The sequence below is a fragment of the Mycobacterium shinjukuense genome, from assembly GCF_010730055.1.
Classification (GTDB): domain Bacteria; phylum Actinomycetota; class Actinomycetes; order Mycobacteriales; family Mycobacteriaceae; genus Mycobacterium; species Mycobacterium shinjukuense.
Window position 1 is genome coordinate 3264463 of record NZ_AP022575.1, and the last position, 19155, is coordinate 3283617.

Consider the following 19155-nt stretch of genomic DNA (forward strand, 5'->3'; position numbering starts at 1 on the left):
ATCGCGGTGGTATCGGGCGCTTCGGCCTTGACGCTGGCCGTGGTGCATTCGGTCGCGTTTGTGATCGGCCACAGGCTGGGCCGCTACAACGTGGTCGACGTGGCATGGGGTGTGGGCTTCGTGGGGGTGGCTTCAGTGTGCGCGGCGCTCGGCAACGGCGACCCGGTCCGCCGCTGGCTGCTGCTGGCGCTGGTGTCGATCTGGGGTCTGCGGCTGAGCTGGCACATCGCCCGCAAGACGGCCGGCAAGGGTGAGGATCCCCGCTACACCGACCTGCTGCGCGGTGCCACGGTCTGGCAGGTGGTGCTCAAGGTCTTCGTGCTGCAGGGCTTCTTGACGCTGTTCATCTCGTTTCCGCTGCAGTTGTCGGCGGTCACCGGACCGACACCCAAGCGGTTGTGGCCGATCGCCGGGGTGGGTGTGGCGCTGTGGCTGGTCGGTCTCATCTTCGAGGCGGTCGGGGACTGGCAGTTGCGGGCATTCAAGGCCGACCCGGCCAATCGAGGAACCATCATGGACCGCGGCCTGTGGGCCTGGACCCGCCATCCCAATTACTTCGGCGACGCGTGCATCTGGTGGGGGCTGTGGCTGATCACGGTCACCGGCTGGGTGCCGTTGGCCACCGTGGTCTCGCCGCTGGTGATGACCCACTTCCTGGTGGACGTGAGCGGGGCCCGACTCACCGAGAAGTACATGAAGGGCCGTCCAGGCTTCGCCGAATACCAAAAGCGGACAGCCTATTTCGTGCCCCGGCCACCCAGATCGGCACGTCAATGACCACCGGCGTGTCGGCCGCGGCCCGCGCGGGCGATAGGCTACCGGTCGATGACCGGACCGCCGCGGGTGAGCAGCGACCTGGACGCCGTGCTGCGCCGGGTCGCGCGGCGCGACGATGCCGCGTTCGCCGAGTTCTACGATCACACCAAGTCCAGGGTGTACGGGCTGGTGAGCAGGGTGTTGCGGGATACCGGCTACAGCGAAGAAACCACCCAGGAGATCTATCTGGAGGTGTGGCGCAACGCGGCGGAGTTCGACGCCGCCAAGGGTTCCGCGCTGGCCTGGCTGCTGACCATGGCACACCGGCGCGCCGTCGACCGGGTGCGCCGCGAGCAAGCCGGCAGCCAGCGGGAATCGCGCTACGCCGCGGCCACCGCCGACCCGGCCAGCGACGTGGTCGCCGAGTCGGCGATCGCCGGCGACGAGCGGCGCCGGGTGACCGAATGCCTCGACGGTTTGACCGATGCGCAGCGGGAATGCATCGAGCTGGCCTACTACGGCGGGCTGACGTATGTCGAGGTGTCGCAGCGGTTGGCCACCAACGTGTCGACGATCAAATCGCGCATGCGAGACGCGCTGCGCGGCCTGCGCAACTGCCTGGGCGTGCCATGACCGCGCCGGCGACGATGCGGAGCGCTCATGACTGAGCCCACCCACTTCGAGCTGCTGCAGCTGGCCACGCCATATGCCCTGGACGCCGTGTCCGAGGCGGAGCGGGCCGAGATCGACCGGCTGGTCGCCGCGGCGCCGGCACCGGTCGCCGCGGCTTTCGACGACGAAGTTCGTGCGGTGCGCCAGACCATGGCGGTGGTCTCGGCGGCGACCATCGCCGAACCGCCGGCACACCTGCGAGACGCCGTCCTGGATGCCGTCAAGCCGCGCGGTGGTCGCCAGTCGCGGTGGCGTGCAGCGGTTTTGGCTTCCGCGGCGGCGATCGTTGTGGGGCTGGGGGCGTTCGGTCTGGGGGTGCTGACCCGGCCAACGACGCCGCCGACGGTCGCCGAGCAGATCCTGGCGGCCCCGGATGTGCGGACGGTCTCGCGGCCCCTGGGCACCGGCACGGCCACGGTGATGTTCTCCCGCGACCGCAACGCGGGTGTGCTGGTGATGAACAATGTGCCGCCGCCGTCGCCGGGCACCGTCTATCAGATGTGGTTGATCGGGTCCAGTGGCCCCACGTCGGCGGGAACCATGGGCACCGCCGCGGTGACGCCCTCGACGAAAGCGACGCTGCCCAACCTCGGAAACTCGACCGCGCTGGCGTTCACCGTGGAACCCGGCACCGGATCGCCGCGGCCGACCAGCCCGATCCTGGCCGAGCTGCCGTTGGGTTAAGCGCCATCAGGGTTGGGGGGACCATCACCTCCCCCAGTGACTAACGAGACTGCTGAGGCTCGTGAGATCTGATGGCGGCCGGGCTCACGATGTCCTGCCGCCCCTGCCCCGCACGCTCACCAGGCTTCCCAGCGCTGCGACCAGCACACCCAGCATCACCAGGGCCGCGCCGGCCACCAGGGTCAGGCTGAGCCAGAGGTGCATACCGTCCTCGGCGTGGCCAACCAGCACGTCGGCCATCCGGCGGATGTCACCGGCGGTGTGGTTGAGTGCGTCGTCCACATACCGACCGCCGACCTCGATAACGGCCCACCCGCCGGCACCGACGAGCAGCGCCGAGACACCCAGGCTGGTCAGCGCGCGGCCGCGGCGGCGCGTGGCCACCAGCGTCAACAGCCCGCACACACCGGCGACGGCCGCCGCGCCGATGCTCACCCAGGGGCCCCAGACACCGACCTGCCTCAGCTGTCCCGGCCGCAGCGGTTGCGGTGCCGAGACCGTCAGCGGAACCGTCAGCGTCGCGGGCGCCTGCACCTGGTAGCCGCTCAACATCTGCCGCAGCGAATCGTCGTTGAGCAGCGGCGCCAGGTCGACCAACCACTGAGCACCCGTGCCGCCCGGGGGCGAAGCGCTGAACAACCAGGCGTGCGCGGCCCGGTTGACCTGGGCGAACAGTGGTGGAAACGAGGGGCCGGCGGTGAACGCGGCGGCGGCGGCGTGCACCGCCGAACTGTCGATCGGGTAGCGCGGCCCGTGGCGATCGGTGATCAGCGCCATCGCCCGGGTGGCGAGCTCGGACGCCATCGCCGACTGCAAAGCCGGATCGCCCGCCGCTTTCCGGGCCAGCGTGGCATACCCGTCCTCGTCGACGATGTTGGTCTGCGCCCACGCCGCCGGGATCGCCACCGCCAGCGCGACCGTGGTGAACCACCAGAGCACCACCGTGACAACCGCTCGCACGCCTCAAACCTACTGCGCGATCCCCCGCAGGTAGGCGGCCTGGCCGAGGTGTTGGGCGCAGTCGTCGATGATGCTGACCAACCGCACGCTGGCGGTCACCGGCGGATCCCAGCTGGTGTCCACGATGCGGGATAGCTCCTCGGCGGTTACCCCGGCGACATACTCACAGGTGAGATCGTGGACGGCATGGTAGTAGCCGGACAACAGGTCGGCGGGTGCTCGCACCTTCGCCACCTGGTCGGCACCGTGTCCGTAGCCGGTGTCATCGCGGGGCAGGTCCAGCCCGAACCGGTCCACCCAGCCGTCTCGGGTCCAGGCCTGCTCGACCCCGGCGATGTGGGCCACCTGGACGTCCTGGACCCGGGCGCTGTGCCACAGCAACCACGCGATGGTGTTGGCAGTCGGGGTCGGCCGGTAGTTGGACAGCTCCTCGGTCAGGCCGTCGGTGAGTTCGTCGACGTGCTCGATCAATCGGGTGAACGCGTCGTGCAGCAGTTCCCGGGCGGCCGCGGCGTTGCCTGCCATACCGGCGACCCTACGCGTGCCCACCGATCGTAGTTCCCCCGCTCCGGCCTGGGCCGCTGGAGGCGCCGGACGGCCTCCGGAAAAGGCGGGATTTCGATCTCGGATATGGCCACGCCGACGGGCGCTGGCAGGTAGTTTGGGTTGGTGACAAACCCGCATTTCGCGTGGTTGCCGCCAGAAATCAACTCGGCACTGATGTTCGCCGGTCCCGGGGCGGGACCGCTACTTGCCGCGGCCGCAGCCTGGAACGGCTTGGCCGAGGAGTTGGCGTCGTCGGTGGCGTCGTTCAGCTCGGTGACGTCCGAACTGACCAGTGGTTCCTGGCTGGGTCCGTCGGCGGCGGCGATGATGGCCGTCGCCACCCAGTACATGGCGTGGCTCACGGCGGCGGCGGCTCAGGCGGAACAGGCGGCCATCCAGGCCGCGGCCACGGCGTCGGCGTTCGAGGCAGCCCTGGCGGCCACGGTGCAGCCGGCGGTGGTGGCGGCCAACCGCGGACTGCTCCAGGTGCTGGCGGCCACGAACTTTTTGGGGTTCAACACGCCGGCGATCATGGACATCGAGGCCGCGTACGAGCAGATGTGGGCGTTGGACGTGTCGGCGATGGCGGCCTACCACGCGGGTGCGTCGGCGGCCGCTGCCCAACTGGCGCCCTGGCAGCAGGTGCTGCGAAACCTCGGCATCGACATCGGCAAGAACGGCACCTTCAACCTGGGCTTCGGCAACGTCGGCAGCGGCAACATCGGCATCAACAACATCGGCAACAACAACTTCGGTGTCGGAAACACCGGCAATAGCAACATCGGTACCGGAAACACCGGCAGTGGCAACATCGGTGGCGGCAACACCGGCAGCAGCAACTTCGGCTTCGGCAACCTCGGCAACACCAACCTCGGGTTGGGCATTAGCGGCAGCGGCGACATCGGGGTTGGGATTACCGGTAACAATCAGATCGGCTTCGGCGGCTTCAACTCCGGCAGCGGAAACATCGGCTTCGGGAACTCGGGCACCGGTAACATCGGCTTCTTCAACTCCGGCAGCGGAAACATCGGCATCGGCAATTCGGGCAGCCTCAACGCCGGGTTCGGGAACTCGGGGAGCGTTAACACCGGCTTCGGCAATGCCGGCACCGGCTACGCCGGCTTCTGGAACTCGGGGATTCACGGCATGGCCGGCGCGGTGAGCATGGACGCCGGCTTGGTCGATTCCGCCCGCTACGCCACCGGCGGGTTGAGCGTGGCGACCTCGGGCATCCTCGGCTCGGCCCTGGCGGGAACGGGCGGCTTCAACCCCGGGCTGGTCAACGCCCTGGGCGCGGGATCGGCCACCCCGCCCGTCGCCGCCCCGGCCGCCGCGGTGACTGGCGGCGGCGACGTGGCCGGCGGCAACGCGGCCGGCGCGGGCGGTGGCCCGGGCGCCAACGCGGCGCTGCGCGGTGCCGGCTACACCGGCTTCTTCAATTCGGGCAGCAACGAGTCGAGTGTCCGTAACGCCACCCGTGACGGGCCCATTGGTAACCCGGCCAATCCGGCTAACCCGCCGACCCCCGGCTCGGGCATCCCGAAGTCGAACTTCTACCCGTCCAGTGACCGCGAGCCCGACGAGTCCGCTACGGTGATCAGGCTGCCGATCCGTTCGGACTAGCCGCGCCCTATGCTGGAAGCTCATGACCGGCAAGGGCGCCAAGACCGGGAAGCGGGTCGACCTCAAGCGACTGGCCGCAGCCGTGACCGACTACCCGTTCGCCTACCTGATCACCGTCGATGACGCCTACCGGGTGCACACGGTGACGGTGCGACCGGTGCTGCGTGATCTGCCCGCCGGTCCGGACGGGCCCCGGGCCATGCTCGATGTTGGGCTCATCGGGGGCCGCACTCGCCAGAACCTCGCCGACCGCATCGAGGTCACCCTGCTGTGGCCACCGCCCGAGCCGGGCGGCTACTCACTGATCGTCGACGGCCGAGCCCAGGCCGAGCCCGACGCCGACGACGAGACCGCGCGGTGCGCCGTGGTGCCCACCCGTGCGCTGCTGCACCGGGAGGCGGACCCCGACTCGCCCGCGGCGGCCAGGGGCTGTCTGCACGACTGCGTGGTGTTCAGCGAGCCAGCGGGGCCGGCCTAACCGTCGCACGCCAAAGAGCCCGGCCCACAACGGGACCGGGCTCTTTCGCGGGTGATGGACGGGGAACTTCGGACTAGAAGTCCATGCCGCCCATGTCGCCACCACCGGGAACGGAGGCCTTCTCCTTCTCCGGCTTGTCGGCCACCACCGCCTCGGTAGTCAGGAACAGCCCCGCGATGGACGCCGCGTTCTGCAGCGCCGAGCGGGTCACCTTGACCGGGTCGGCAACGCCGGCGGCCAACAGATCCTCGTAAACACCGGTCTGGGCGTTGAGCCCGTGGCCCGCCGGCAGGTTACGCACCTTCTCGGCCACCACACCGGGCTCCAGGCCGGAGTTGAACGCGATCTGCTTCAGCGGGGCCTCCAGCGCGACCTTGACGATGTTGGCCCCGGTGGCCTCGTCGCCCTCGAGCTTGAGCTCGTCGAGCGCCGGAGCCGCCTGCAGCAGCGTGACACCGCCGCCGGCGACGATGCCCTCCTCGACGGCTGCTTTGGCGTTGCGCACCGCGTCCTCGATGCGGTGTTTGCGCTCTTTGAGCTCCACCTCGGTGGCGGCGCCGGCCTTGATCACCGCAACGCCGCCGGCCAGCTTGGCCAGTCGCTCCTGCAGCTTCTCGCGGTCATAGTCGGAGTCGCTGTTCTCGATCTCCTGACGGATCTGGGCCACCCGCCCGGCGATGGCGTCGGTGTCACCCGCTCCCTCGACGATGGTGGTCTCGTCCTTGGTGACCACGACCTTGCGGGCCTTGCCGAGCAGGCTCAGGTCGGTGTTTTCCAGCGTCAGCCCGACCTCTTCGCTGATGACTTGACCACCGGTGAGGATGGCCATGTCCTGCAGCATCGCCTTGCGGCGGTCGCCGAAGCCGGGGGCCTTGACGGCCACCGACTTGAAGGTGCCGCGGATCTTGTTGACCACCAGCGTGGATAGCGCCTCGCCCTCGACGTCCTCGGCGATGATCAGCAGCGGCTTGCCGGCCTGGATGACCTTCTCCAGCAGCGGCAACAGGTCCTTGACGGTGGACACTTTGGAGCTGACCAGCAGGATGTAGGGGTCCTCCAGGACCGCCTCCTGCCGCTCGGGGTCGGTGACGAAGTACCCCGAGATGTAGCCCTTGTCGAACCGCATGCCCTCGGTGAGCTCGAGTTGCAGGCCGAAGGTGTTGGACTCCTCGACGGTGATGACGCCCTCGTTGCCGACCTTGTCCATCGCCTCGGCGATCAGGTCACCGATCGACTGGTCGCCGGCGGAGATGGCCGCGGTGGCCGCGATCTGCTCCTTGGTCTCGACCTCCTTGGCGCCCTTGAGCAGGGTCTCGGTGACCTTCTCCACCGCCTTCTCGATGCCGCGCTTGAGACCGAGCGGGTTGGCACCGGCCGCGACGTTGCGCAGGCCCTCCCGGACCAGCGCCTGGGCCAACACCGTGGCGGTGGTGGTGCCGTCGCCGGCGACGTCGTCGGTCTTCTTGGCGACCTCCTTGACCAGCTCGGCGCCGATCTTCTCGTACGGGTCCTCCAGCTCGATCTCCTTGGCGATGGACACGCCATCGTTGGTGATCGTGGGGGCACCCCACTTCTTCTCCAGCACGACGTTGCGGCCCTTAGGGCCCAACGTCACCTTGACCGCGTCGGCGAGGGCGTTCAGACCCCGCTCCAGGCCGCGGCGGGCCTCTTCGTCGTACGCAATTGTCTTGGCCATTGCGAAGTGATTCCTCCGGATTGGGAATGAAACTGGGGTCACCGGGTGCCGACAACCCCGTTACTTACGCTGGCCGGGCGCAGTGCCCGCGACGGACGACCAAGCAGCCATCGTCCGCGACGACACGGCCCAGTCTCACCGTCCCGACCTAGCACTCGCCGGTGGCGAGTGCCAACGTCATTCTTAGCACTCGCCTATGCCGAGTGCAAGGCGCCCGGCGACGATGCAGCCCGCGTAGCGGGGTGAGGAGGAGCCGGGCCATCAGGCCCCGCCCGGCGACGATGCATCCCGTGGGATCAGCCCAGCTCAAGGAACTCCGGCAGATCCGCCACCGAGTCGACGACATGATCCGGCTTCGCAGCGGCCGGGTCGGCGGTCCAGCGGTCGAGCGTGTCCTGGCGGAACTTGCCGGTGCGCACCAGCACGCCCGTCATCCCGACCGCCTGAGCAGCCAGCACGTCGTTGTGCAGGTCGTCGCCGACCATGACCACCTGATCGGGGACCGTCTGTCGGCCACCCAGGGCGACGCGGCAACGCGGTGATCGGGGTCTCCGCTATCGTTTGGGCTGGTGCCCGATACGAGAACCGACATCCGTGGCCCGGGAGGCGCTATGAGTCGACACTGGCATTGGCTCGCGGCGACGCTGCTGCTGACCAGCATCGCCGCGTGCGGTGCCCCGGACACCGCGGAACCGGATTGCCCGACCACAATGACTTTGCCGCCTGGTGCTACGCCCACCACGACCCTCGACCCGAGATGCATAGTGCGCGCGACCACCACCGGCACACCCGACGGCGATGCTGCGTCGCACTGGGGCGGAACCGTGCATATCGAGGGGCACTATGGCCCGATCTGCTACGCGGTGTGGGACGGCGACGTCACCTTTTCGGGAAAGGACGACGCGCTGGCCGGCAAGGCTACGCTGACCCTGGTCGAAACCAGCTGCCCGGGCACGGTTGTCGCCGGCGAGCTGGTCCTGAAGGGCAACGTCAGCTCGGACAGCTTCGCAATCACCTGGGCGCACCCCGAACTCCCGCAGCGGGCGTTTGACATCGCTGGTGGACAGGGCACGATCCGCCGATCGGGCGACCGTGCCGAAGGATCGTTCAATTCGGATATGGGCGGCGGCACCGAGTTCTTCACGGCGTGGTCGTTGACGCGGGCCACCTAACGATCACCTTCGGTCTGCGGCATCGAGTTCGCGCTACCAGATGCGTGGCAGATTCTCCGGGCCACGATTACCGGCGTTGCGGTATCAGGTAATCGGACGGGCGGGGTCGAGCCGAGGATTCGGTGTGCGCCTGCTCGCGGGCCGGCCGCGCGTGCCCACAACGAATAGGGTAGACAACAGTAGACAATTTTCTTGTACTCTGGCCCCATGAAGTCGATCTCCGTCGGTGAGCTGCGCCAGAACCCCGCTGCCATGATCGCCGACCTCGAAGGGGGCGAGCCATACGTGCTGACCCGCCACAACCATCGGATCGGAACGATCGTTCCTGCCGTCTCGTCGGCCACGCTCATTCCCCGGAAAGCCAGTGGGCCCGCACAGACTCGCACAATCGCCCGGCATGACCTCACCACGGCATCGACAATCGATGAGCTGCTCAACGAAGAAAAGGGCCCGTGGTGACGTACTACTATCTCGACAGCTCCGTCGCGGTACGCATCGTTCTGGGCCATTCGTCGTCAGCGGCCCAATGGTTCGACAGCACGACCGGGCGAGACGATGATCGCGTCGTTTCCTCGCGCATCCTCAGAACCGAGATCACTCGGGTCCTTCGGCGGGAGAGCTTGCCCGTCACCGTCCGCGACCAGGTTCTGGACTACGTCGACACGATCCCGCTCGACCACGCCGTATTGCAGGAGGCGGAAGCAATCATCCCTCATATCCGCACACTCGACGCCATTCACCTCGCGTCGGCGTTGCGCTCCGGCCTCGAGGACCTCGCCGTCGTCACGCACGACACGACGATGAAGTCAGTGGCTGCGGCGATCGGGTTCCGGATCACCGATCCGGTGGGATAACGATTCCGCTCCACCGGAGGGCTGATCGCCTGGCTGCGCACCGCGAGGTCGACCGACATTCCAGCAAGCAGTCACACGACGAGCAGCTGCAATTGCGGCTCTGGCGGGTGTCCGAGGAGTTGACCGGCGTCGTCTGTCCGGTGTGATCGCGAGGCTGCACCCGCATAATGGCCGGGTGCGTTCCGTCCACGAACATCAGCGCGTCGTCGCACAGCTGATTCAGCCCCGCCCCGCGGTCAAGCTCCCGCTCACCGACGCGGCGGGGCTGGCGCTGGCCGACGACGTCGTCGCGGCGGTGCCATTACCGACGTTCGACAACTCCGCGATGGACGGCTACGCCGTGCTCGCCGACGACGTGGCGCAGGCATCGGGCGAGCGCCCGGTGTCGTTACCGGTCGCCGAGGACATCCCGGCCGGCCGCACCGACGACCTGACGCTGCAACCGGGCACCGCGCATCGGATCATGACCGGCGCCGCCGTGCCCGCCGGCGCGACGGCGGTGGTGCCGGTCGAGGCCACCGACGCGGGGTTGCATACCGTGACCATCCGAGTTTCCGCCAAACCCGGTCAGCATATCCGTCGCGCCGGCGAGGACGTCGGCGCGGGCATGACCGTGCTGCGGCGCGGGCAGCCCGTCACTCCCGCAACGCTTGGGCTGGCCGCGGCGTTGGGGCTGACCGAGCTGCCGGTGTTCCCGCGGCAGCGGGTGCTCGTCATGTCCACCGGAGCCGAGCTCGTCCAGCCCGGAAGGCCGCTGAAGTGGGGCCAGATCTACGAGTCCAACGCCGTGATGCTGGCCGCCGCGGTGCGCGAAGCCGGCGCCGATGTCGTCGAGGCGCCGATGACCGGCGACGACGTCGACGAGTTCCGCCGCGTGCTGAACGCCCATTCCGGTGCGGCCGACCTCATCATCACCACCGGTGGCGTCAGCGCCGGCGCCTACGAAGTTGTCAAGGAAGCCCTGCGCGACGGCTCGGTCGAATTCGTCAACGTCGCCATGCAGCCCGGTAAACCCCAAGGGGCGGGAACCATCGACCGCACCCCGATTGTCGCCCTTCCGGGCAACCCGGTCAGCGCGCTGGTGTCATTCGAGGTGTTCATCCGGCCAGCACTGCGCACCGCGATGGGGCTGCCGCGGCCGCACCGCACGCACCGCAGCGCGGTACTGGCCGAAGGTTTGACGTCACCGCCGGGGAAGCGGCAGTTCCAGCGCGGCGTGTTCGACCCGGCTACCGGCTCGGTCACCGGCTATGGACCGCCGGCGTCGCACCATCTGCGCTGGCTGGCGTGGGCCAACTGCCTGCTGGACATTCCCGAGGACGTCGTGGCGGTGCCCGCCGGAGCGCGGGTGGAAGTCTGGGATCTGACGTGACCCAAGGGCTGGGCGTTCACCAAGCCGATACGGCCGGATTGGCGTGCGCCCACCCGCCGCCGCGGCGCTCCGTAAGATGGCCGCGTGGCACGACGCCCCCGCCCCTCCGGGCCGTCCTCTCCGGACCAGACCCTCAGCCCGCAGCACCTACTAACGCTGGTGCGGTCCACGATTCCCCCGATTCACCCGGCCGGGCGCCCGTTCATCACCGCGGGCCTGGCTGTCGCCGCCGTCGGATACCGCTGCCGGTCGCTGCGCACGGCGGGCCTGCTGGCGGCGGGTGCCTGCGCGGGCTTCTTCCGCCACCCCCGGCGGGTACCGCCCGCCAGGCCGGGCGTCATCGTCGCGCCCGCCGACGGCGTGATCTGCGTCGTCGACACCGCGGCCCCGCCCGCCGAGCTGAGCATGGGTGCTGCTGCGCTGCCCCGCGTGAGCATCTTCCTGTCGATCTGGGATGCCCACGTGCAACGCGCCCCGGTCAGCGGGGAGGTGATCGCCGTGCAACACCGGCCGGGCCGCTTCGGGTCGGCGGATCTGGCCTCGGCGAGCACCGACAACGAGCGCACCAGCGTGCGCATCCGGACGACCGGCGGCGCCGAGGTGGTCGCCGTGCAGATCGCCGGGCTGGTGGCGCGCCGCATCGTGTGCGACGCCCACGTCGGGGACAAGCTATCGATCGGCGACAGCTACGGCCTGATCCGGTTCGGCTCGCGGTTGGACACCTACCTGCCGCCGGGAGCGGAACCGCTGGTGCTGGTCGGCCAACGGGCACTCGCCGGCGAGACCGTGCTGGCTGAGCTGCCATGATCAACAAGCCCCGCGGCCGGCGGGCGGTGAACCTGCAGATCCTGCCCAGCGCGATGACGGTGGTGTCCATCTGCGCGGGATTGACCTCGATCAAGTTTGCCCTCGAGCAAAAGCCGGTGACCGCGATGGCGCTGATCGTGGTGGCCGCCATCCTCGACGGACTGGACGGCCGGGTGGCCCGCATCCTGGACGCCCAGTCGCGGATGGGCGCCGAGATCGACTCGCTGGCCGACGCGGTGAACTTCGGGGTGACACCCGCGCTGGTGCTCTACGTGACGATGTTGTCGACATGGCCGGTCGGTTGGATGGTGGTGCTGCTGTACGCGGTGTGCGTGGTGCTGCGGTTGGCGCGGTACAACGCGCTGCAGGACGACGGCACCCAGCCCGCCTACGCCCGGGAATTCTTCGTCGGCATGCCCGCGCCGGCGGGCGCCGTCTCGATGATCGGGCTGCTGGCCCTCAAATTGCAGTTCGGCGAGGGCTGGTGGACCTCGGTGTGGTTCCTGTGCATCTGGGTGACGGGGACGTCGATCCTCATGGTCAGCGCGATCCCGATGAAGAAGATCCACACCGTGTCGGTGCCGCCGAACCTGGCCGCTGCGCTGCTGGCGGTGCTGGCGATTTTCGCGGCGGCCGCGGTGCTGGCGCCCTACATCTTGATCTGGGTGATCATCATCGCCTACGTCTGCCATATCCCGTTCGCGGTGCGCAGCAAGCGCTGGCTGGCGCGACACCCCGAGGTGTGGGCCGACAAACCCAAGCAGCGGCGCGCCGCGCGGCGCGCGATCCGCCGGGCACACCCACACCGCCGGTCGATGGCGCGGCTGGGGCTGCGCAAGCCGGGCGGGCGGCCGTGACCCACCCCGACCCGGCCCGCCAACTCACCCTCACCGCCCGGCTGAACACCTCGGCCGTCGACTCGCGCCGCGGCGTCGTCCGGTTGCACCCCAGCGCCATCGCCGCCCTCGGCATCCGCGAGTGGGACGCGGTGTCGCTCACCGGGTCTCGCACCACGGCGGCGGTCGCGGGCATGGCGGCCCAGGACATCCCGGTCGGCACCGCGTTGCTGGACGACGTGACGCTGTCCAACGCCGGGCTGCGGGAGGGTAGCGCGGTGATCGTCAGCGCGGTCACCGTCTACGGCGCACGCTCGGTGACGCTCAGCGGTTCGGTGCTGGCCACCCAGTCGCTGTCGCCGGCTACCCTGCGGCAGGCGCTGCTCGGCAAGGTCATGACGGTCGGTGACGCGGTGTCGCTGCTGCCCCGCGACCTGGGCCCCGGCACCTCGACATCGGCCGCCAGCCGCGCGTTGGCCTCCGCCGTCGGGATCAGCTGGACCTCCGAGCTTCTCACCGTCACCGGCGTCGACCCACCGGGACCGGTCAGTGTCCAGCCGAACTCGCTGGTCAGCTGGGGCGCCGGCATCTCCTGCCAGGCCCCGTCCGGGCCGGTCGGCGTGGCCAGCCCGGAGATTCAGGTCGAGGAGCTCAAGGGCGCCCAGCCGCAGGCCGCCAAGCTCACCGAATGGCTCAAGCTTGCCCTCGACGAGCCGCATCTGCTGAAGGCCTTGGGTGCGGGCACCAACCTGGGTGTGCTGGTGTCGGGTCCGGCCGGCGTGGGCAAGGTGACTTTGGTGCGCGCGGTGTGCGCCGGCCGCAGGCTGGTCGAGCTGGACGGGCCGGCGGTGGGCGCGCTGGCCGCCGACGACCGGCTCAAGACCGTGACGTCGGCGGTGACGACGGTCCGCGGGTCAGGTCGGGAGGGCGGCGGGGTGCTGCTGATCACCGACGTCGACGCCTTGCTGCCGGAGTCCGCGGAGCCGGTGGCCGCGCTCATCCTCACCGAGCTGCGTCGGGCGGTGGCCACCGACGGCGTCGCGCTGATCGCCACCTCCGCGCGACCCGACCAGCTCGATTCCCGGCTGCGCGCGCCCGACCTGTGCGACCGGGAGCTCGGTCTGCCGCTGCCCGATGCCGCCACCCGCAAGGCGCTGCTGGAGGCGCTGCTGAAGCCGGTGCCCACCGGCGAGCTCAACTTCGACGAGATTGCCTCCCGCACACCGGGTTTCGTTGTTGCCGACCTGGCGGCGCTGATGCGCGAGGCGGCGCTGCGGGCCGCGTCGCGGGCCAGCGCGGACGGCCAACCGCCACGGCTCAGCCAGGACGACCTGCTCGGTGCGCTCTCGGTGATCCGGCCACTGTCCCGGACGGGCAGCGAGGAAGTCAACGTGGGCAGCGTCTCGCTCGACGATGTCGGTGACATGGCCGCGGCCAAACAGGCCTTGACCGAGACGTTGCTGTGGCCGCTACAGCACCCGGACACCTTCGCCCGGTTGGGGGTGGACCCGCCACGCGGGGTGCTGCTGTACGGCCCGCCGGGCTGCGGCAAGACGTATGTGGTCCGCGCGCTGGCCAGCACCGGGCAGCTCAGCGTGCACGCGGTCAAGGGCTCCGAGCTGATGGACAAGTGGGTGGGCAGCTCGGAAAAGGCGGTGCGTGAACTCTTTGGCAGGGCCCGCGATTCGGCGCCGTCGCTGGTGTTTCTCGACGAGGTGGACGCGCTGGCGCCGCGGCGCGGGCAGAGCTTCGACTCGGGGGTTTCCGATCGGGTGGTGGCCGCGCTGCTGACCGAGCTGGACGGCATCGACCCGCTGCGGGACGTGGTCGTCCTGGGCGCAACCAACCGGCCCGATCTGATCGACCCGGCGCTGCTGCGCCCGGGCCGGCTGGAACGGCTGGTGTTCGTCGAACCGCCCGACGCTGCGGCCCGCCGGGAAATCCTGCGCACCGCGGGCAGGTCCATCCCGCTGGCCGCCGATGTGGATTTGGACGAGGTGGCGGCCGGCCTGGACGGTTACAGCGGTGCCGACTGTGTGGCGCTGCTGCGGGAGGCCGCCCTCGCCGCGATGCGCCGGTCGATCGACGCCGCCGATGTCACCGCGGCCGACCTGGCTTCGGCGCGCGAAACCGTGCGCCCGTCGCTGGATCCGCTGCAGGTGCAGTCGCTGCGCGCGTTCGCCGCCAAGGTCTTGTGACCGTCCCCGCGCACCCGGTCAGGTCGGCAGCTGGAACTCCACCAGCGCGGTCACCGAGTCCAGCGCCTCGCTCAGGGCCGCCAGCCGAGTGGCCGCCGACGGCGCCGACAGCACGGCGTAGCGATCGGCGGGTCCCATGGGAATCCGCGACGCCAGCCCGTACAGGCGCTGCCCGGCGGTGCCGGCCGCCGACCCGCTGTTGCCCAGCACAGCGTCGCGGCCGGGCAACCGAGCGTGCCGGGCGGCCGCGACTCTCCCGAACAACGCCATCATGCGGTCTTCGATGTCCCGGAACTGGGCAGCGACAGATCTTCGTTGGGCAGCAGCGTCGACTCAAGCGGGAACATGGCCAGCGCGGCGGGTTCGGCCGGCATGCCTAGCTGTCCAGCTCGGCAACCAGCGCGTCGACGACCGCGCGCAGGTCGCCGTCATGCTCCTCGGCGACCCGGCGCTGCCGCTGGTACGAGGCGCCGATTCGGGGGATGTCGGACACCGCGGCCAGCTCCTCGGAGCAATCCAGCGACTTGGCGACCGGCTCCAGCCGAGTCAGCACGTCGTCGAGATCCTCGGTGACCAGTCGCTCGTTGCTGTCGGCGTCGAGGATGACGACCGCGTCCAAACCGTATCGGGCGGCGCGCCATTTGTTCTCTTGCACATGCCAGGGCGGCATCGTCGGCAGCGTCTCCCCGGCGTCCAGCCGCCGGTCCAGGTCGACCACCAGGCAATGCGTCAACGCGACCAGCGCGCCCAGCTCCCGCAGGTTGGAGACGCCGTCGCAGACCCGCACCTCGACGGTGCCCAGATGCGGTGATGGCCTTATGTCCCAACGGATTTCGTCCATGTGGTCAATGATGCCGGTTTTCTTCTGGTCGTAGACGAAACCTTCGAACTCCGCCCACGTCTGGAACTGGAACGGCAACCCGGCGGTGGGCAACTGCTGAAACATCATCGCCCGATTGCTGGCATATCCGGTGTCCTCACCGGCCCACCACGGCGACGACGCCGACAGCGCCAGCAGATGGGGGTAATAGTTGAGCATCGACGAGATGATCGGCATCACCTTGTTGGCCGACGAGATCCCGACGTGCACATGCACGCCCCAGATCAGCATCTGCCGGCCCCACCACTGGGTGCGTTTGATCAGCTCGGCGTAACGCGGTGCGTCGGTCAGCTTTTGGGCCGACCACTTCGCGAACGGGTGCGTCCCGGCGCAGAACAGCTCCATCCCGCGGGCCCGGACGATCTGGCGCGCGGACTCGAGGGTGTCGCGCAAATCCGCCATCGCTGCGGCGGTGCAGTCGCAGATACCGCTGACGATCTCGACGGTGTTGCGCAGCAACTCCTTGTGCACGCGTGGGTTTTCGCCGATCTCGGCGATCACCGCGGTGGCTTCGTTGCTCAGGTCGCGGGTCTGGGCATCGACGAGCGCGAACTCCCACTCGACGCCGACGGTCGGCCGGGGCGAGCGGGCGAAGTCGATGCGCGCGGCCGCCCGGTTAGCCGGCGTGCTAGCCGGAACCGATGACACCGCAGGCCACCCGCTTGCCGGCGTCACCGGTGGTCATCGTGATCTCGTCCGGACCCGGTGTGCCGTTGACCTGGGTGTAGCGATCCGGCGGGATGTTGGCGAAGTTGTCGGCGCCGGCATGAATGATGATCGCCGTCTTGGTACCGGCCAGCAGGTCGGCCATGGTGAATGCGTCCGTCGTGGTCACCAGCGTCGCCGAGCCGTCTGTGCGCACCTGCAGTGAGGTCAGGTCGCCGCTGGCGGGAGTGGCCCGGTGCCCGGGCACGTGGAAGTGGCCGCCGGCGGACAGGAAGTCGCCGGGCGCGCCGCCGGTCGGGGCAACGGAGTTGGGTTCGCACTTGCCCACCTCGTGCAGGTGCACCCCGTGGAAGCCGGGCGTGAGTTTTCCGGTGCCGGTGGTCGCGATCGTGATGGTGGCGAACCCGTTGGCGAATTCGAACTTGGCGGTCGCGACCTGGGTACCGTCGGGTGCCTTAAGGGTGGTCAGCAGGCTTTGCGCGGTGGGCGACGCCTCCTCGTGTTCCCCCGAGGTTCCCGACGGCGCAGGCGATCCGGTCCAGACCGACGGCGTGGTACCCGGTATCGTCGACGCGTGTTGGGGCGACGAGCACGCGGTGATCAGTGCGGCGCACGCAGCCAGCGACAGTGCCGAGGTGGCGACGGCTGCGACGGTGCGGGTATCGGCGGGCATAGGCATAGCGAGAGCCTAACCTGGCGGCGCCGTGCGTCGAACCGACCGGTGCCGCAACCGGCTCAGCCGGTCACCACGACGATAACCCCGGGCGGCTGGTCCAACAGTGCCGAGATGCGGCGTTCGACCGGGGCGCCGAGTTTCTGGCCGATCGCATCGGCGGTGGCCTGCTCACCTTCGGCGTCGGAATAGTAGACCGTGGTGGCCGACACGTCCGCCAGCGAGAGGTTCCCCACTTCGGTGACCCGGAAACCGGCGGCCTTGAGTTGGTCGGCGGCGCGCCCGGCGACACCCTCTTTCCCGGAGATGTTGTAGACCCGCACCTCCGCCTGGGTGGCGGCGGGTTTGACGCTGGTCGAGGTCGGCGCCGTGGTGGTGGTTAGCGTGGACACCGTCGCGGAGTCCTCGTCGGACTGCCCCGACGAGCCCATCGCCTGCCAGCCGAGCAGCAAAAAAATGACACCGAGGAACAACAGCACCATCACCATGGCGCGCAGCGGAAGGCCCGAAGAGTCGGGGACACGCTCACTCATCGAGCCCACTGTAGCCAGAAGAAGGCCAGCACCGACAAAGACAGTGGGATCGGGTGGGGCGGCCGACGGGGGTCAGGTCACCTCGAAGCCGAGGCGGCGCGCGGCCCGTGCCTTTTGGCGGCTGGCCCGCAACCGGCGCAACCGCTTGACCAGCATCGGGTCGGCGGCCAGCGCCTCGGGCCGGTCCACCAGCGCGTTAAGCACCTGGTAATACCGCGTCGCTGACATCGAGAACAACTCTTTGATGGCTTCTTCCTTGACACCGGCGAACTTCCACCATTGACGTTCGAATGCCAGGATGTCGTGTTCGCGACGCGTCAGCCCATCGGTGATTTCAGAGTCGTCCCCCGCTCGATTTGTCCGCGCCATGGCGCTGTCCATATCGCTTCCCCTGGACCCTTCCGGCGAATTCCCAACTTGTCTCGAGTGACTTGGCTTACGTGATGGCATGTTTTGCGCGAATATTGAACCACGCTTGAAACCCTCGAGCGGTAATCCAGACCCGCGAGTCGGCCGACTTGCCCGGATCGCCCGGCGCGACGGCGTTGCCACTGCGGCGACGGCGTGCTCGCTGGCCAAGCGGCCGACGGCACCGGCTCGGCCGATTGCCATGCCTGGCGGGCACACCACGGGCCAACTGTGTCACGCTGGTCACAGCTGCCACATGCGTCTCTGGGCCGGTAGGCACTCGATGCGCCCACCTCGTAGCGACAAGTCGCCACCGGCCACGATTTCCCCCGGCGACACCCACACGGTGTCGCTCCAAGGCGGGCACAACGAACATCCTCCCCGGCAGAGGCGACTGTGGCGGAAGTGACAAACACAGCCATGGCCCGAACGCCCGCCTCTCCCCCGCAAGCGGGTGGTGCCCCCACCCCACGCCGCGACGCGGCGCGCATCGTCGGCAGGCATAAGCTAGCCGACCATGGCAGTCGTACCCATCCGCATCGTGGGAGACCCGGTGCTGCACACTCCGACGACGCCGGTGCCGGTGGCCGCCGACGGGTCGCTCCCGGCGGATCTGGGCGACCTCATCACCACCATGTACGACACCATGGACGCCGCCAACGGGGTCGGCCTGGCCGCCAATCAGATTGGGTACGGACTGCGCCTCTTCGTCTACGACTGCGCCGAGGACCGCGGACAGACCACCCGCCGCCGCGGTGTGGTCATCAACCCGATCTTGGAAACCTCCGAAATCCCCGAGACGATGCCGGACCCGACCAACGACGACGAGGGATGCTTGTCGGTTCCCGGCGAGTCCTTCCCCACCGGCCGCGCCAAGTGGGCCCGGGTCACCGGGCTCGACGCCGACGGCAGCCCGATCGCCATCGAGGGCACCGGCCTGTTCGCGCGCATGCTGCAACACGAAACCGGACACCTGGATGGATTCCTCTACCTGGATCGGCTCATCGGTCGGCACGCGCGCGCGGCGAAACGGGCCGTCAAGGCGCGCGGGTGGGGCGTACCCGGACTGTCCTGGCTGCCGGGTGAGGGACCCGATCCGTTCGGACACTGAATGTCTCCTGGCCGGGCCTCGGAACCCGGGTGACGGCGCCGCGGGCCGCCGACCACGACCAGCAGCGCCGGCCAGGCGGCGCGTTGTTGGCCCGGGGCGTGGGGCCACCCGGGGCTTATACGCACCACGCGGACGGGACCGCGCTGGCCGAGTCGCTGGGTTCCCGACGGCACCATCGCAGGGCCGACGGCGCCTGGCGTACCCCGCGATAACCTCTAGCCATGCCCGAC

Annotated in this window: 19 protein-coding genes and 4 pseudogenes; 14 read left to right on the forward strand and 9 right to left on the reverse strand. The window is 69.3% G+C overall.

Annotated features, from left to right (window positions below):
- Positions 1-6: 6 nt before the first annotated feature.
- From G6N20_RS14805 to G6N20_RS14815, 3 genes are read left to right on the forward strand one after another with little or no spacing between them, the layout of a single operon-like run.
- Positions 7-777 (forward strand): DUF1295 domain-containing protein, encoded by a 771-nt coding sequence (locus G6N20_RS14805; RefSeq protein ID WP_142271903.1) that lies wholly within the window; start codon positions 7-9, stop codon positions 775-777.
- Between the two features lie 48 nt (positions 778-825).
- Positions 826-1389 (forward strand): sigma-70 family RNA polymerase sigma factor, encoded by a 564-nt coding sequence (locus G6N20_RS14810; RefSeq protein WP_083046603.1) that lies wholly within the window; start codon positions 826-828, stop codon positions 1387-1389.
- Positions 1390-1416: 27 nt separating this feature from the next.
- Complete coding sequence (locus G6N20_RS14815; protein ID WP_083046602.1) at positions 1417-2112, forward strand: anti-sigma factor; 696 nt, start codon at positions 1417-1419, stop codon at positions 2110-2112.
- A gap of 84 nt (positions 2113-2196) precedes the next feature.
- On the opposite strand, the gene G6N20_RS14820 is transcribed toward G6N20_RS14815, so the two are convergent.
- Together G6N20_RS14820 and G6N20_RS14825 are read right to left on the reverse strand one after the other, a co-directional pair.
- A complete protein-coding gene (locus G6N20_RS14820) occupies positions 2197-3072 on the reverse strand; it encodes a hypothetical protein (RefSeq protein WP_083046601.1) in 876 nt (291 codons plus the stop codon).
- Positions 3073-3081: 9 nt separating this feature from the next.
- On the reverse strand, positions 3082-3597 hold the full coding sequence (locus G6N20_RS14825) for a mycothiol transferase (protein ID WP_083046600.1): 516 nt from the start codon (positions 3595-3597) through the stop codon (positions 3082-3084).
- Positions 3598-3741: 144 nt separating this feature from the next.
- Here G6N20_RS14825 and G6N20_RS14830 point away from each other — a divergent pair, with 144 nt between their 5' ends.
- Entirely contained in the window at positions 3742-5241 is a 1500-nt protein-coding gene (locus G6N20_RS14830) for a PPE family protein (protein WP_083046599.1), read from the forward strand.
- Between the two features lie 22 nt (positions 5242-5263).
- Entirely contained in the window at positions 5264-5719 is a 456-nt protein-coding gene (locus G6N20_RS14835) for a hypothetical protein (RefSeq protein WP_083046598.1), read from the forward strand.
- A 73-nt stretch (positions 5720-5792) separates the two neighbouring features.
- Here G6N20_RS14835 and groL read toward each other — a convergent pair whose 3' ends face one another.
- Together groL and G6N20_RS14845 are read right to left on the reverse strand one after the other, a co-directional pair.
- A complete protein-coding gene (gene groL / locus G6N20_RS14840) occupies positions 5793-7415 on the reverse strand; it encodes a chaperonin GroEL (RefSeq protein ID WP_083046597.1) in 1623 nt (540 codons plus the stop codon).
- Positions 7416-7711: 296 nt separating this feature from the next.
- Positions 7712-7915, reverse strand: a pseudogene (locus G6N20_RS14845) (HAD hydrolase-like protein); the annotation flags it as partial.
- Between the two features lie 111 nt (positions 7916-8026).
- Here G6N20_RS14845 and G6N20_RS14850 point away from each other — a divergent pair.
- The 8 genes and pseudogenes from G6N20_RS14850 (at position 8027) to G6N20_RS14880 (ending at position 14654) form a co-directional block, all read left to right on the forward strand.
- On the forward strand, positions 8027-8587 hold the full coding sequence (locus G6N20_RS14850) for a hypothetical protein (RefSeq protein ID WP_083046596.1): 561 nt from the start codon (positions 8027-8029) through the stop codon (positions 8585-8587).
- A gap of 192 nt (positions 8588-8779) precedes the next feature.
- Positions 8780-8950: pseudogene (locus G6N20_RS14855) on the forward strand (type II toxin-antitoxin system Phd/YefM family antitoxin); the annotation flags it as partial.
- 92 nt (positions 8951-9042) lie between these two features.
- The gene (locus tag G6N20_RS14860; RefSeq protein WP_083046686.1) at positions 9043-9441 is read left to right on the forward strand and encodes a type II toxin-antitoxin system VapC family toxin; all 399 of its coding nucleotides are present in this window, start codon (positions 9043-9045) and stop codon (positions 9439-9441) included.
- 59 nt (positions 9442-9500) lie between these two features.
- Positions 9501-9587, forward strand: a pseudogene (locus G6N20_RS22265) (hypothetical protein); the annotation flags it as partial.
- A 29-nt stretch (positions 9588-9616) separates the two neighbouring features.
- Complete coding sequence (gene moeA, locus G6N20_RS14865) at positions 9617-10813, forward strand: molybdopterin molybdotransferase MoeA (protein ID WP_083046685.1); 1197 nt, start codon at positions 9617-9619, stop codon at positions 10811-10813.
- Positions 10814-10897: 84 nt separating this feature from the next.
- Positions 10898-11620 carry a phosphatidylserine decarboxylase gene (locus tag G6N20_RS14870; protein ID WP_083046594.1) on the forward strand — a complete coding sequence of 241 codons (723 nt, stop codon included), beginning with the start codon at positions 10898-10900 and terminating at the stop codon, positions 11618-11620.
- Positions 11617-12477, forward strand: a complete 861-nt coding sequence (pssA, locus tag G6N20_RS14875) for a CDP-diacylglycerol--serine O-phosphatidyltransferase (RefSeq protein WP_083046593.1) — start codon at positions 11617-11619, stop codon at positions 12475-12477. The genes G6N20_RS14870 and pssA overlap by 4 nt, the downstream gene beginning before the upstream one ends.
- On the forward strand, positions 12474-14654 hold the full coding sequence (locus G6N20_RS14880; RefSeq protein ID WP_083046684.1) for an AAA family ATPase: 2181 nt from the start codon (positions 12474-12476) through the stop codon (positions 14652-14654). Before pssA ends, G6N20_RS14880 begins: the two co-directional genes overlap by 4 nt.
- 18 nt (positions 14655-14672) lie before the next feature.
- Here the strand turns inward: G6N20_RS14880 and G6N20_RS14885 are convergent.
- From G6N20_RS14885 to G6N20_RS14905, 5 genes and pseudogenes are all read right to left on the reverse strand, one after another.
- Positions 14673-14957, reverse strand: a pseudogene (locus G6N20_RS14885) (LON peptidase substrate-binding domain-containing protein); the annotation flags it as partial.
- 73 nt (positions 14958-15030) lie between these two features.
- Positions 15031-16182: a glutamate--cysteine ligase gene (locus G6N20_RS14890; protein ID WP_083046591.1), complete on the reverse strand. Its 1152-nt coding sequence runs from the start codon at positions 16180-16182 to the stop codon at positions 15031-15033.
- Positions 16163-16879: a superoxide dismutase[Cu-Zn] gene (gene sodC / locus G6N20_RS14895; RefSeq protein WP_083046590.1), complete on the reverse strand. Its 717-nt coding sequence runs from the start codon at positions 16877-16879 to the stop codon at positions 16163-16165. The genes G6N20_RS14890 and sodC overlap by 20 nt, the downstream gene beginning before the upstream one ends.
- A gap of 56 nt (positions 16880-16935) precedes the next feature.
- Entirely contained in the window at positions 16936-17406 is a 471-nt protein-coding gene (locus tag G6N20_RS14900) for a LytR C-terminal domain-containing protein (RefSeq protein ID WP_083046589.1), read from the reverse strand.
- 72 nt (positions 17407-17478) lie between these two features.
- On the reverse strand, positions 17479-17787 hold the full coding sequence (locus G6N20_RS14905) for a DUF3263 domain-containing protein (protein WP_083046588.1): 309 nt from the start codon (positions 17785-17787) through the stop codon (positions 17479-17481).
- 544 nt (positions 17788-18331) lie between these two features.
- Here G6N20_RS14905 and G6N20_RS14910 point away from each other — a divergent pair.
- Positions 18332-18925 carry a peptide deformylase gene (locus tag G6N20_RS14910; protein ID WP_083046587.1) on the forward strand — a complete coding sequence of 198 codons (594 nt, stop codon included), beginning with the start codon at positions 18332-18334 and terminating at the stop codon, positions 18923-18925.
- Positions 18926-19155 lie beyond the last annotated feature (230 nt).